The following is a 13,891-nucleotide window of genomic DNA, read 5'->3' as shown; positions in this document are numbered from 1 at the left end:
ACGAGGACGCCCGGCACCCGGACGTGCGGCACAGGAGAGATGACTTCGTCAGTGGCACACCCGATTACAGCACGGCAGGGCGCGTGCGGCTCTCCGGCGGCTTCGATATCGAGGTGCCGGTCGGTGCATCAGATCGGTTTGCGGCGTGTAGCCTGTCGGGGATGCTGAAACGTGCCAGGCCAAGCGGTGCTTTGGCACATGCGGGTTTCGCGGCACTCGGCAAGTTCGTGGTGCGGCGACCCGTCATGATCTTGGTGACCTGGGTCGGGTTGGCAGCGGTGCTCTTTCTGGCCATTCCGCCGTTGGTAGATGTGTCCAGCCGCCACCCACCGGACTTCTTGCCTCCGGATTCCGCGACGCTGATCGCCGGCAACGCGATGAAGAACGCGTTCCGCGAAGCCGACGCCGGCAACGTCGCGATCGTCCTGCTGACCAATGATAAGGGCTTCAGCAAGGAAGACGAGGACGTCTACCGCCGACTGGTCGACAAGCTCAACACGGACAAGACCAACGTCAAGTCAACGCAGGATTTCATCCACATTCCTGAGCTGCGTCAGGTGATGGTCAGTAAGGACGGCAAGGCCGTCCAGCTGCCCGTCAGTCTGGTCGGAAACATGGGTACCGCGCCGGGCCAGGCGGCGTACACCAATGCCATGGAGACCGTCCAACAGGTGGTCAAAGGCTCCGACCTCACGTTGAACGTCGTGGGTGCGGCGGCCACTTTCCAGGACATCGCCGAGATCGGCGCCCATGACCAGCACATGATCGAGGCGACCACCGGCATCCTGGTGTTCTCCATCTTGATCATCGTGTATCGCAGTTTGGTTGCGATGCTGCTGCCGCTGTTCACCATCGGTGTCTCGCTGATCGTGGCGCAGCAGGTGGTGGCGGGTTTGGGCCTGCTGGGGCTTGGGCTGGGGCCGCAGACCATGGTGTTGATGACCGGCATGATGCTGGGTGCGGGGACCGACTACGCCATCTTTTTGTTCAGCCGATATCAAGAGTTCATTCGGCAGGGGGCCACGACCGATCAGTCGCTGGTGCTGGCGCTGACCTCGATCGGCGAAGTCATCGCGGGCTCGGCCGGCACCGTGGCTGTCACCTTTCTGGCCCTTTCGTTCGCCACCCTCGGTGTTTTCGCGACCATTGGTCCGGCGCTTTCCGTGACCATTCTGATCGGCTTCATCGCATCGGTGACGATGCTGCCCGCTCTGATCGTCCTGGTTGGACGCCGCGGCTGGATCAAGCCGCGCAAGGACATGGCAGGCCGGTTCTGGCGTCGTTCCGGCGTCAACATCGTGCGTCGGCCGGTGACCCACCTGGCCGGTAGCCTCGCTGTGCTGCTCGCGCTGGCCGGCTGCGCCACGTTGGTGCGGTACAACTACGACAACCGCAAAGACCTGGACCCCGATGCGGCAAGCAACGTAGCTTACGAAACCCTGAACAAGCACTTCCCGGTCAGCACGACCATGCAGCAGTTCGTGCTGATCCAGTCGCCACGTGACCTTCGGGCCCCTAGATCGCTCGCGGACATGGAGCAAATGGCCCAGCGCATCGCCCAGCTGCCGCACATCGATTCGGTCCGCGGCATCACCCGTCCCACCGGCGATGTGCTGGAGCAGGCCAAGGCGACCTACCAGGCCGGCGAGGTCGGCAGCAAGCTCAAGGACGCCTCCAACCTCATCAACGGCAATGACGCGCTGCTGCAGAAACTGGTCGACGGCGAGTACCAGCTCGCCGACGCGCTGAACCAGATCCGCACGCAGGTGCTCGGGGGTATCGGTCCCGTGCGGCAGATGCTCACCCAGATGTCGGCGCTGCAGAAGCAGTACGGCGGCTCGAAGACTCTGGAGGATCTGGACAAGTCGGCCAAGATGATCTCCCAGATGACGTCTTTGGGTGACGCCGTCGGTGGGCAGCTGGTCCGCGTGGGGGATGTCTACAAGTGGTCCGGCAAGGCCCTCGAGACGCTGAACGCGACACCGTTCTGCAATTACTACCCGGCGTGCAACGACCTGAAGATCGGTCTGCAGAACGTCAACGATGGCAACGACCCCGAGACGGTGCAAAAAGTCATCAACCTCGGCCACATGCTGCAGCAGTACAAGAGCGACCCCGGGATGGACGACAAGGTGCGCGGGATGGGCACTAACATCGAGAGCATCACGAGCCTGCTCAAGCAGTTGCGCCTGTACGACACCGCGGACCTCGAGCGGCGCCTCCAACAGGCGGTCGACGGCGTCAACCTGCTGGCCGATTCGAGCAAGCAGCTTGCCGATGGCGTGAAGCTGCTGGTAGACCAGGTGCGCGGCATGGGCGGAGGCCTGAACCAGGCGTCGTCCTTCCTGCTGGGTATGCGGCGCGACGCCAATACACCGCAGATGGCTGGCTTCTATGTGCCGCCGGAGATTCTGAGCCGGAACGAGTTCGAGAAGGCCGCGACGCTGTTTGTGTCACCCGACGGCCACACCGTGCGCTACCTGGTGCAGACCGCGCTGAACCCGTTCGGTACCGAAGCCATGGACCAGACCAACGCGATCGTCAAGGCGGCGGAGACGGCCCTGCCGAACACAACGTTGTCCGACGCGAAGGTGTCGATGATCGGTTTGTCCGCGGTGAACCGCGACATCCGCGACTATTACAACAGCGACATCCAATTCATCGTCATCGTCACCCTCATCGTGGTGTTCCTGATTCTCGTGCAGCTGCTGCGATCTGTCGTCGCGCCGCTCTATCTGGTGTTGTCGGTGGTGCTGTCCTACGGGTCGGCGCTTGGCATCGGTGTCGTGTTCTTTCAGTTCATCTTGGGCTACGACATCTCGTGGAGCGTGCCGGGTATTGCCTTCCTGGTGCTGGTGGCGGTCGGTGCCGACTACAACCTCCTGTTGATTTCCCGAATACGTGACGAAGCGAAGTACGGGGTGCGTTCGGCGATCGTCAAAACGGTCGCCGCCACCGGTGGCGTGATCACTTCTGCCGGTCTGATTTTCGCTGCATCGATGCTTGCCATGACTGTCAGTAGCATCCTTGGCGCTGTGCAGCTCGGTTTCATCATCGGAATCGGCCTACTACTGGACACATTCATCGTGCGTACCATCACCGTGCCGGCAACTGCGGCGTTGCTCGGTGACGCCAACTGGTGGCCGTCGAAGTCGCCGCGGCGCAAGCGCGAGGATGCCGAGGCGGCACTGGCCGAGGCCGAGGCCGAACGGCGGGCCGCTGAGCGGCGCTCGCGGTACGACTCCGACGACCCCGAGCCGTGTCCGGAATGCGGGTACGCCGCGACGTGCGATGCCTGCCAGATCACGAAGGCGTTCGAGGTGGCCGGGGCAGCGCAGTATCGCGGCGGTCCGTTCGGCTGACCAGTTGGCTGTCGACGTGTTGTTCTGGAACCTCAATCCGCGGCGGTCAATGCCTCCGCTTCGAGAAGCGGAGGCATCATGACAGTTGGCCTGAAGCCGAGATTCGGGTGGGCGGTGAGTTTGGACGTCGGCCTGGTGCTTCTGCTTGCTGTGCTGGGTGTGGCAATCTTCCTACCGAAACTTTCTGCGGTCGTGCTGATCGACCACGACGACGTGATCAGCGTCATCAGCGCCACCTGCAACCAAGCTCGATTCGAGGAAACCGCCCCGGTCGGCCGATGGGTGTCGGCCGGCGACTGGCAGCAGTTCTGGCAGTTTCATAGCTTCGGTTGCTTCGGGGAGATAACGCGTGGTCTGAACCATTACGATATCCATCCGCCGTTTTATTTCTGGGTGTTGCACATCTGGTTCGGCCTCTTCGGGGTGTCGATCCTGAGCGGCCTGCTATTGAATCTTGTCCTGCTGACAATCACCGCCGGCGTGGTGTATGCGACGTGTCGAATTCTGTCGGTTTCGGCGACGGTTAGCTTCGTCGTCACGATGGTCTGGATGTTCGTGCTGCCCTCGCGCATGACCATCAGTGTGCTGCGGCAGTACACCCTTTTCACTGCGCTGGTGGCATTGCTGCTGCTGTTCGTTGTCCTGTGGTTGAAGAGAAAACAGGCGCGACATCTCTTTGCGATATCCATCGTGCTTGCGGCTGGACTGTTGACACACTATCAATTTCCCATTCCGGCCGGGCTCACGCTATTGTTCGCAGCCGCCATTCTTTTCAGGCGAAATGCGCGCACCCAGACCGTGCAGCTCGCCGTTGCGGCTGGGGCCGCAGCGCTGATTTTCGTCGCCTGTAACCCGGGTTTTCTGGAGTCGATCGCGGGGGCTAGGGCGCGGGCGCAGCCGTTTACACTGTTCAGCTCGCTGCAGCGGGTTGGCGCGGTCGTGTCAACCGCGTTCCAGATATTCAATCCATTCGACTGGACGCATCCATTGCCCTATGGGCTTCTCGATATCAAGAGTCCGCTGGACATTGCGATCAACCTCGTCAATGTAGTAGTGGGATTCGCGGGCTTGTATCTCGTTGCGTCAATTATACGGCGAGCATGGCGGATCCATACTGGGCCACGCGCCGCGGTGATCTCACTGGAGTACCTCCCGATATTTGTCGCGGTCGCGTCCTGGTCGTTCGTGGTAGCGCTGTACATCCTGTGCGTGAGTCCAGTTCATGCTATCGGGCTCCAATATATGCATTTCGTCTCACCTTGTTTGTTCGTCGGAATTGCTCAGGCGGCGCAGGTGTGCCGAAACTCCATCTCGGACAGGACGGTCAAGTTTGTCGCACTGACTACGGTGGTTTGCGCGATCGGCGCCACCACATTGTTTGCGGTCCATCGATCCGAGCAGCAGCGTATCGAAGTGGTCCACGACGCTGATACAATAATCTTGGATTCCGCCCGGATCGGCATTCTGCCGACCGTACTGTGGCACGCCGATAAAGAGGCGATGGTATATGCGGTCACAGGCCAGGAACAATTGTTGGCTGATTTTCCGACGGTCGGCGCTGGCCATCGGTTGTATTACGTGAATTCGCTGTTCTACGGAAATACGGCCGAAAATCGGCAACGCATCCTCGATCATTTGGCGGGCCTCGGCTACCGCTCACTGGTTCACCATCCGTCCGGAGTGGTGCCCCTCGTTCCACTCGGAGGAGATATTTACGCGCTCGGTCAGTAGGGCAGATCGCCGGTGCGATACAGAGTTCGGGCGGAATGATGTCCGGACAGACTGCGGACTGCTGACGTAGATTCCGCAGTTCCGTTGGTGCCGGCGGCAATTGGCGTTAAGTAACTGCTGGTGGACTCTCGTCCATCGCACTCGACTGACCGCAGGTTTCTCAGGCGGACGCGGTGTGCATGGCCACGATGCCGTTGGTCTCGGACCGCACGGGCGTGCGGCTGAGAATCTTCCCGCGGCGTGAGCATTGTCGCAGTCCGACCTGAAACCTCTGCAAAAGCGGCTGCGTATCGGCTACAACGCCGAGTACGCTGCGGACATCATGCGGAGCGATAACCATGACCTCAGGACGTCCGGGCATCGACAGCTGGTGAAAGCGCTTCGTCGCCTAAAACTGCCGGGATGGATCGGTGGTGGCGTACTGGACTGGTATCAAATTCCGCTGCGGTACTTGCGGGCGGAGGAGGACTGCGAGACTTACTTCGGCGCCAGGATTCGATGCGCCACCGTCGATTTCATCCAGCGCACTATCCTGTTCTTCGGAGTATGGGAGCCTGGAATCTCCCGGGTGATCGAAGGCACGTTGAAACCAGGTGATGTCTTTGTGGACATCGGTGCGAATATCGGTTACGAATCGCTCCTAGCCTCGAGTGTCGGCAGTCGGGTTGTTGCCATCGAGCCCTCACCGGCCACCTATTCGCGTCTGACAGCCAATGTTTCGGCCAACCCTCAACTTTCCCAGCGCATACGGACGGTCAATCTGGCAGTTTCAGACTCGCTCGGCGAACTCGATCTTTACGAGTTCGGTGCTTTCAACAGCGGGGCAACCACAACCCTGGCGTCCCGTCGCGGCACCAAGTCTGCCACGGTCGGTGCGTCACCCTTACTCGACATCCTGACCCCAGACGAATTGGCACGCGTCAAACTGATCAAGATCGATGTTGAAGGCTTGGAGCCGGTCATTCTGAACGACATCCTCGGCCACCTCGACGCTTACCCTAGTGACATGAGCATTCTCTCGGAGGCGAACCCGCAAGATGATCGAGAGGCGTTCCGGTTGCTGTTCGGGCGACTTCTGGCGGCCGGATTCCGAGCGTTCTCGATCGAGAACAAGTACAGCAATGAGTGGTATCTCAAGTGGCGCCCTACACCGCTGCAACGAGTGTACGAGGCGCCGGCTATGCAGTCAGATTTACTGCTGTGCCGGGACCGACGCGCGAGGAATTGTCAATACCTGTGGATCGGCTTGTTTCAGGCGACCTCCGTTCCAGTTGATTCGGTCGGTGCCGAGTCCGCCGACGGGGTGATGTCGGTGGGTCGCTCGAGCAGTTTGCCTTTGTGGAAGATCGCGCCGGCCCGGACCAGAGCGACCAGGTGCGGTGCGTTGACGGCTCGCCAGCGGGCTTGCGCGGCGTCGATCAGCTTGTAAGCCATGGCCATTCCGGCGACGCGTGAACCCGGCCCCTTGGTCACCTTGGTCCTCAAACGTACCGTGGCAAACGTTGATTCGATCGGGTTGGTAGTGCGCAGATGGACCCAGTGCTCGGCCGGGTACTTATAGAACTCCAGCAGCACATCGGCGTCATCGACGATCTTGGCGACCGCCTTGGGGTACTTGGCGCCGTAGTCCACCTCGAACGCCTTGATCGCCACCTGCGCGTGGTCGATATCCTCGGCGTTGTAGATCTCCCGCATCGCCGCGATCGCCCCCGGATGAGCCGACTTTGGCAGGCAGGCAAGAACATTGGCCTGCTTGTGAAACCAGCACCGCTGCTCGCCGGTGGCCGGGAACACCTCACGCACGGCCTTCCAGAACCCCAGGGCCCCATCGCCGACGGCCAGCACCGGTGCGGTCATCCCGCGACGTCGGCACGACCGCAACAGATCAGCCCACGACTCGGCCGACTCCCGGTACCCGTCGGTGAGCGCGACCAGCTCCTTGCGGCCGTCAGCGCGCACACCGATCATCACCAGCAAACAGAGCTTCTCCTGCTCCAGGCGCACCTTGAGATGGATGCCGTCGACCCACAGGTAGACGTAGTCGGTGCCCGACAGATCACGGGCCTCGAAGGCCTTGGCCTCGTCCTGCCACTGCGTGGTGAGTCGGGTGATCGTCGTGGCCGACAAGCCGGCACCCGAGCCCAGGAACTGCTCCAACGCCGGACCGAAATCACTGGTCGACAAGCCATGCAGATACAGCAACGGCAACACCTCGGTCATCTGCGGCGACTTGCGCACCCACGCCGGCAGGATCGCCGAGGAAAACCGTTGCCGCTCACCAGTGTCCGGGTCAACACGTTTGTCATTGACCCGCGGCGCGGTCACACTCACCGCGCCCGCCGCGGTGAGCACCTCGCGCTCGCGGTGATAGCCATTGCGCACCACCAGCCGGTGCCCGTTCTCATCAAGCTCACCGGCATGAGCCTCGATGTAGGCGGCGACCTCAGCCCGCAACGCTGCGGCCAGCATCTGGCGGGCACCGTCGCGGACAATCTCATCGAGCAACGACCGCGACGAGCCAGCATCCTCGTTGGATGAATCCGCATCGTGAACTACCGTGAGCATGGGCGTACCTTCCCGAACCAGCGCGCCAACGCCGGCTCTTGATCAGACCTTCGACATTCAGATCATCCTCGGGAAGGTGCGCCCTTTCCTACGCCGCCTCGCCGAGGCTCATCCACAGGTTCTGATCATTGCTCCCGACGCGCCGCGAGTGCCGAAGCCGGGGAATTGGCCTAGTACTACAGTTGTAGATCGGGTTTATTGATGCGTTGACCTGCGTTGATAGTGGCAGGCGCGAGCAGTGGCTTGATGTCATCGCCGGCGACCCAGGATGCCCGCACACCGGCAACCAACGCCTCGGCGATCATGCGTTGCGCAATTGTCGGTTTGGTGGCTCTTCATGATTGAGGGTGTAGAACGGTCAGCTGCTGTCGGCCTGTGATTGGGGTGTCTGGTTGGCTGGGTGTGTGCCGGAGGAGAAGCGGAAGAGTAAGAGGAAGAGCGCGGTGTCCGGGGGTGGTGTGGACCTGTCGATGCTGCAACAGCTGATGGCCGATGCTGGCCGGGATTTGTTCGCGGGAGTGTTCGATGAACCGACACCCGAGGTGGGGCCTTGCCCCCATGTAGTGGACACGGGATTTGTGGTTACGCGGCTACTGGCAGCGTAGCCGGTGTTAGGGTCCTTTCGTAGGTCGCAGGGCTGGAATAGCGGCACCGGGAGTGCCGTCGTTTGGTGTTGTAGCGAGCCAGCCAGCGGAACACTTCGCGGCGGCAGGTAGCAGCGTCGGGCCAGTGGCTGCGGTCCTGCAGGATCTCGCGTTTGAGGGCGGCGTTGAACGATTCGGCCAGCGCGTTATCGGCACTTGACCCGACGCCACCCATAGACTGGGTGACCTCCAAGTCACGGCAGAGGTTCGCGAAATCCCTTGAGGTGTACTGACTTCCGTGATCTGTGTGGAACACTGCACCGGTCAGGGAGCCGCGCAGCGCCGCAGCGGCTTTGAGGGCATCTTCGACCAGTTCGGTGCGCATGTGCTCGGCGATCGCCCACCCCGCCACCCGTCCGGAGAAGCAGTCGATCACGGTCGCCAGATACAGATTCGAACCGCTTGCCAATGGCAGGTAGGTGATGTCGCCGACGTATTTGACGTTGGGTGCCGCGGCGGTGAAGTCCCGGTTGAGCAGGTCCGGGACTTTCTGTTTGGCCGGATCCGGCGTGGTGGTCTTCACCCGTCGCCGGCGGCGGTAGCCGGCGATCCCGGCACTGCGCATGACCCGGGCCACCCGCTTGTGGTTGACCCGCTCACCGTCGGGTGCACCGTCGTTGAGTTCAGCGGTGATCCGCGGCGCCCCGTAGGTGTTGTCCTCATCGTGCACGGTGCGGATACGCGCGGCCAGCGCCTTGTCAGCGGCCTGGCGGGCGGCGCGTCCGTCGGCAGCGGCCAACCAGGCGTAGAACGATGAACGCGCAACCTCGACGACTGCGCACAGCCACTTCACCTCGAAGGTGTGCAGGTGGTCGGCGACGAACTGGAAGCGGCTCACCAGTTCGTCTCCCCGGCGAAATACTTGGCCGCCGACCGCAGAATGTCACGCTCGGTAGACAACCGAGCCTCCGTGGCGCGTAACGCCTTGTTCTCGGCCCGTAGCCGGGCCAGCTCCTGCTCTGGGGTCTCAACGCCGGGGCTCGGCTGTGCTGCTGCGGTGGGGTTGCGGTGCCTGATCGGCACCCCGGCGGCTTTGCACCACGCTGAGAGCGTCACACCGGAGATGCCGAGTTCGTCGGCGATCTGCGTGATCGTGGCGCCCTCGGTGTCTCGGTACAGCGCTACCGCGTCCCGTTTGAACTCGTCAGGGTAATTTTTCCTTGCCATCGTGGTGGATCATCTCGCTTCCCCCGCCAACCTTGCGGGATTCAGCGTGTCCAACACACGGGGTCAAGTCCCGTGGGAGCTGTGCCGGAGCGTGTGCGGGGTTTCCGGGTGCGGGTCGACCTGATGTACGCCAAGCCGCCGATCTGGCGTCGTCTGGTCCTGCCGGGTGACCTCGTGCTCGATGAGCTGCATGACGTGCTGCAGGTTGCGATGGGCTGGCAGGACGGTCATCTGCATAAGTTCGGTGTCGGGGCGGACCGGCGTACCCGTGTCTACTTCGTCACCAGATTTGATCTCAGCGAAGGCGACGACGGTCTCGTCGAGGACGGTGTGCGCCTGGATCAGGTGGTCTCCGGTAAGGGCGACCGGTTGTTCTATGACTACGACTTCGGCGACGGATGGGAGCACGTGCTGGTGGTCGAAGACGTTCTCGATGATCCACCTTCGGCTCCGGTGTGCCTGGCGGGCAAGATGGCCTGCCCGCCGGAGGATTGTGGTGGCTTGGGCGGCTATGAGGAATTGGCTGCGTGGGTTCGTGGCGGGTACGACCCGCGGGCAACACCGATGGGGCTGGGTGCGCAGGAGATGCGCGACTGGCTGCCCCGAGGCTGGCACCCCGATCGTTTCTCGGTGACCGAGACCAATGACGCTCTGGCCGCGTCGAATATGCGTTGAGGACTCTTCACTGCCGAGGTGCAAGGAGCTGAGTTCGGAAGCCTCCGGTCTCGAGCAGTGACCGGGCGATGTAGTTGGTGAGGTTGCGGAAGCCCAGCGCGGATCCGCGCAGGTGTTCGAGGCGGCCGTTGATCGCTTCGGTGGGCCCGTTGGAGGTGCCGGGGCGGTCGAAGTAGGCCAGCACGTCGGCGGCACGCTTCTTCAGGGTCCGTCCCAGGGTGATCAGTTCGGTCAGCGGCTTGGGAACGCCGGTGCTCAGCGTGGTGATCAGCGCCGCCATCATCGTGCGGCCTTTCGTGCGGTCGGGTTCACGATACGCGGCCACGGTGCGCTGATACATCTGCCAGGTGGCCTCGACTTCTGCGTGGGCGTCGGCGGCGAACAAGGCGGCCAGCCGGGTGCGCTGGCGGTCGGTGAGCAGATCGGCACCGGTGTGCAGGGTGCGTCGGCAGGTGTAGAGCGGGTCGGACTTGCGGCCGCGGTGCCCACATGTCGCCAGCTGCACCCGGCGGCGGCACTCATCGAGGGCGTTGCCAGCCAGGCGCACCACGTGGAAAGGGTCCATCACCGTCGCCGCCTCGGGCAGTTCCTTGTTGCTCGTCGCTGAGGGTGCAAAGGATGGCGTCATTCTCGTTGCCGGTGATGTCGAAGTGATGAAGGCCCTGCCCGCGTGAGCGGGCAGGGCCTTGGTCGGATCGGTGACGGCGTCGTCGGGTCGGTGACGTCGCGTGGTTAGTGATTCAGTCGTGGCCGGTTTCGGTGACGGCGATGCGAGCTGATTTCTCGTCGACGATCGCTGTCTTGGCGGCGAAGGCGGCGGTCAGGGCGTGTAGGGCGAGGTTGTTGACTGCGCGTGGGTATCCGCGTGCGGCGTTGTGGATCACGGTGATCGCGTCGTCGGAGAACAGCGGGTCGGTGCGGCCGGCGACCTTGGCGTGATGGCCGATGTAGTCGGCGGTATCGGCAGGTGTCATCCCGGCCAGGGCATAGCGCACGGCGATGCGTTGATCGAGTGCGGCCAGCACGCCCAGGCGTAGTCGTTGACGCAGGGTGGGTTGTCCGACCAGCAACGCGGCGAACGGTGACCCGCTGTCCATGTCGTGGTTGGTGAGCATGCGGATGGCTTCCATTTGCGCGTTGTCGAGCAGGTGAGCTTCATCGATGACCACGACCGGGGTTCGGCCGCGTTCGGCGTGCTCGGCGGCCAGCGCGTCGGCGGCTTGCGGGGCCAGGGTAGCGGTGTAGAAACTGGGCACCCGCCCCAGTGCTGTGACGATGTGGTGCAGCATGCCGCGTACTCCGACTGAGGGGTTGGGTAGGTAGATGATGACGTGGCGCGCCGGATCCAGGGCGGCGGTCGCGGCGCGGATCGCCACAGTCTTGCCGGCGCCGACTTCTCCGGTGATGACTCCGATAGCGTGCTGATCCACACACCAGGAGATCCGGGCGACGGCTTCGGCGTGGCCGGGGTGGCGGTGCAGCATCGCCGGGGCCAAACCCCGCCCGAACGGCATCCGGGTGAAGCCGTAATAGGATTGCAGCCGTTCGATACTCATGCTGATGCCTCGTCCTGGTCGTCGATGCCGGTGATGCTCGGTAGTTCGCAGGCTTTGGGGGTGTGGGCGCCGAAGAGAGCGTCGTAGCCGATGCGCCGATCGGCGCGGATCTGCTCATGATGAATAGCCGCGGTCAACTGCAGATAGTCGATCCCTGTCGCCGGCGGCGCAGCATTCTCGGGAGTTTCGGGCCGGGCCTTGGGATGGACGTGTCGAGTGATGTTGTGGGGCAGGGCTTTGCCGTAACTGGTGTCGTGGTAGCGCACTTCGACGGTTTCTAGGTCAAACGGGGAGAACACCAACTCCACTTTGCGTCCCACCAACCCTTGATCGACCTGGAAGGTGTTGCCGTGCAACGACACTGTCGCGGTCTTGGTCACCACCCGGTATTCCGACCACAGAAACGCCTCGGTCAGATCAGCTGCGGTCGGCATCGCCGGGGTCCGTCCCAGCCGGGACCATCCCTGCTGCCAGCGATCGGCTGGGGACTGCCCGGTCTCGGTATGAATCCGCTGGTGGTACTCGGTTTCTACCCACGCGGTCAGCAACCGGTTGAGCTCGATGAGCGCGGTGCGGGCCTCGAGGCCGGCCGCGGCCAGGTCCTCGGCGCTACTGTCGGTGATTTCGACGAGGAACTGCTCACGCACGGTGCGGAAGAACCGCTCGATCTTGCCCCGTCCTTGGGGCCGGTGCGGGGTGGAATGCACCAGCCGAATCCCCAGTTTCGCGCACGCCCGCAGCAGCCAGGTATCCACGAACGCCGAGCCGTTGTCGACATAGACACTGCCCGGGACTCCGCGGCTGGCCAGCGCCGGCTCGAGTGCAGCGCCGAGCCGCACAGCGTCTTCGGCGAACCCGAACCGATACCCACACAGCAGTCGGGAATGATCGTCGATGAAAGCGAACAGATACGTCTTGCGCCCGCCGATACGGGGGCCGTGCAGGGCGTCCCCGGTCCAGCGGTCATTGGGGTTTTCGGCTTCGAACCGGCCGAACACCGCCGGCTGTTCATCGAGGTTCGGGCCGATCAGCTCGCAGCGGCGGAAATGGCGTAGCAGCGTCGATTCCGAGGGCGCCCAACCCGCGCTGATCCGCAGGATCCGCGCGACTTGGGCGGCGGTGCGGGACGGGTTCTCCCGCTTGAGTGCAGCCGCCAACTCCAGGGTCGCGGCATCGGTACGCGGGGCCACCGACCGGGGCGAGGGAATCAACTCATCGAATCCGCCGGCCCGGTAGCGGCGAATCCAACGGTCCAGAGTGTCACGCGAGTAGCGCACCCGGGCCCCGAACGGATCGGTGTGCGCCCGCGCGGCGATCTGGCGGACCAGCCGACCCCGAGCCTTGGTCGATAGTCCGGGATCGAGCGCCGGGCAGATCAACTGATACCGGAACAACCCCACTGCCTGGGCACGTTCACGTCGCTTGGCCTCTTCGCTTGTCAATCCAACATCTCCTCAACAAGTGATGCCGCCCAAACCCGTTGCCGGGCAGCCATCCCCGCGACGATGAACCATTCCCACCGCGCGCGGCAGAGGCAGCTGGTGTTGCATCACCACGCCACCGACGCCGGTGGCCACCCCCGACAGAGCAGCCGAGCACCGCTACCAGCCACAGCCACCGCAGCAGCCGTCACCGCGCCGAGCAGCATCCCCGGCCCGAACCGTGTAGTGATCGCCTCGGTCGCCGTGCTGATCGCGGCCAACACATCCCCGCACCCTGAGCCGGTCGACTTCGGGATCGACACATCCACCCCCGCAGTGAGCGCGATCGTCACGAACCAGTGCCGCACCGCCTCGGCCCGAGCCGCGATGACCCGCAGCCACCCCCGCACCGTGCACGCCGGGACACCGAGTTTTGCCGCGATCCCGCGGTGCCCCACACCGGCAGCCTTGGCAGCCAACGCCTCCCAGATCACCTCCGCGGCATAAGCCCTACGCAGCAACAACGTCACCGGCAACAACACATGAGTCACCGCACACGTACGGCATCGAGACCGCCGCGGCCGCACCGACCCGGCCGTCCCGACCACCCGACGAGAACGGGCATAGCCCCACCCGGCCAGAACCCCGCCCACACACGACGGACACCGCAACTCCCCAGCGGCCAACCGTGACTCGACGCGCGCAGAATCGACCTCTACCGTGACCATCAGTGCCTTTCGCACTACGCACGGCGCCGCCGGAGAGATCTG

Annotated in this window: 9 protein-coding genes and 2 pseudogenes; 4 read left to right on the top strand and 7 right to left on the bottom strand. The window is 63.4% G+C overall.

Features of this window, described 5'->3' with window-relative positions:
- Positions 1-161 precede the first annotated feature (161 nt).
- The 3 genes and pseudogenes from ACJEIK_RS15280 to ACJEIK_RS15270 all read left to right on the top strand — a co-directional run.
- The gene (locus ACJEIK_RS15280; protein ID WP_267325404.1) at positions 162-3,362 is read left to right on the top strand and encodes an RND family transporter; all 3,201 of its coding nucleotides are present in this window, start codon (positions 162-164) and stop codon (positions 3,360-3,362) included.
- Between the two features lie 78 nt (positions 3,363-3,440).
- Positions 3,441-5,093, top strand: coding sequence for a glycosyltransferase family 39 protein (locus ACJEIK_RS15275; RefSeq protein ID WP_267325403.1), 1,653 nt, complete (start codon positions 3,441-3,443; stop codon positions 5,091-5,093).
- A gap of 322 nt (positions 5,094-5,415) precedes the next feature.
- Positions 5,416-6,006, top strand: a pseudogene (locus ACJEIK_RS15270) (FkbM family methyltransferase); the annotation flags it as partial.
- A 338-nt stretch (positions 6,007-6,344) separates the two neighbouring features.
- On the opposite strand, the gene ACJEIK_RS15265 reads toward ACJEIK_RS15270, so the two are convergent.
- The 3 genes from ACJEIK_RS15265 to ACJEIK_RS15255 form a co-directional block, all read right to left on the bottom strand.
- Complete coding sequence (locus ACJEIK_RS15265) at positions 6,345-7,658, bottom strand: IS256 family transposase (RefSeq protein ID WP_052536990.1); 1,314 nt, start codon at positions 7,656-7,658, stop codon at positions 6,345-6,347.
- Positions 7,659-7,834: 176 nt separating this feature from the next.
- On the bottom strand, positions 7,835-7,963 hold the full coding sequence (locus ACJEIK_RS15260) for a hypothetical protein (protein WP_409429948.1): 129 nt from the start codon (positions 7,961-7,963) through the stop codon (positions 7,835-7,837).
- Between the two features lie 277 nt (positions 7,964-8,240).
- Positions 8,241-9,469, bottom strand: a protein-coding gene (locus tag ACJEIK_RS15255) for an IS3 family transposase (RefSeq protein ID WP_109557065.1) whose coding sequence is annotated in 2 segments (ribosomal slippage) — positions 8,241-9,157 and positions 9,157-9,469 — 1,230 coding nt in all. Because the reading frame shifts where the segments join, the coding sequence is not laid out codon by codon here.
- 81 nt (positions 9,470-9,550) lie between these two features.
- On the opposite strand from ACJEIK_RS15255, the gene ACJEIK_RS15250 reads away from it, so the two are divergent.
- The gene (locus tag ACJEIK_RS15250) at positions 9,551-10,144 is read left to right on the top strand and encodes a plasmid pRiA4b ORF-3 family protein (RefSeq protein WP_409429947.1); all 594 of its coding nucleotides are present in this window, start codon (positions 9,551-9,553) and stop codon (positions 10,142-10,144) included.
- A 7-nt stretch (positions 10,145-10,151) separates the two neighbouring features.
- On the opposite strand, the pseudogene ACJEIK_RS15245 reads toward ACJEIK_RS15250, so the two are convergent.
- The 4 genes and pseudogenes from ACJEIK_RS15245 to ACJEIK_RS15230 all read right to left on the bottom strand — a co-directional run.
- Positions 10,152-10,736, bottom strand: a pseudogene (locus ACJEIK_RS15245) (transposase); the annotation flags it as partial.
- A 148-nt stretch (positions 10,737-10,884) separates the two neighbouring features.
- Positions 10,885-11,700, bottom strand: a complete 816-nt coding sequence (locus ACJEIK_RS15240; RefSeq protein WP_073694342.1) for an ExeA family protein — start codon at positions 11,698-11,700, stop codon at positions 10,885-10,887.
- Complete coding sequence (locus ACJEIK_RS15235; protein ID WP_409429946.1) at positions 11,697-13,142, bottom strand: DDE-type integrase/transposase/recombinase; 1,446 nt, start codon at positions 13,140-13,142, stop codon at positions 11,697-11,699. Before ACJEIK_RS15235 ends, ACJEIK_RS15240 begins: the two co-directional genes overlap by 4 nt.
- 107 nt (positions 13,143-13,249) lie before the next feature.
- On the bottom strand, positions 13,250-13,849 hold the full coding sequence (locus ACJEIK_RS15230; RefSeq protein WP_073694344.1) for a hypothetical protein: 600 nt from the start codon (positions 13,847-13,849) through the stop codon (positions 13,250-13,252).
- Positions 13,850-13,891: the final 42 nt, after the last annotated feature.

Origin of the sequence: Mycobacterium sp. SMC-16 (assembly GCF_046250085.1) — a bacterium.
Taxonomy (GTDB): Bacteria; Actinomycetota; Actinomycetes; order Mycobacteriales; family Mycobacteriaceae; genus Mycobacterium; species Mycobacterium phocaicum.
This window is presented reverse-complemented; position numbering and strand designations above follow the sequence as displayed.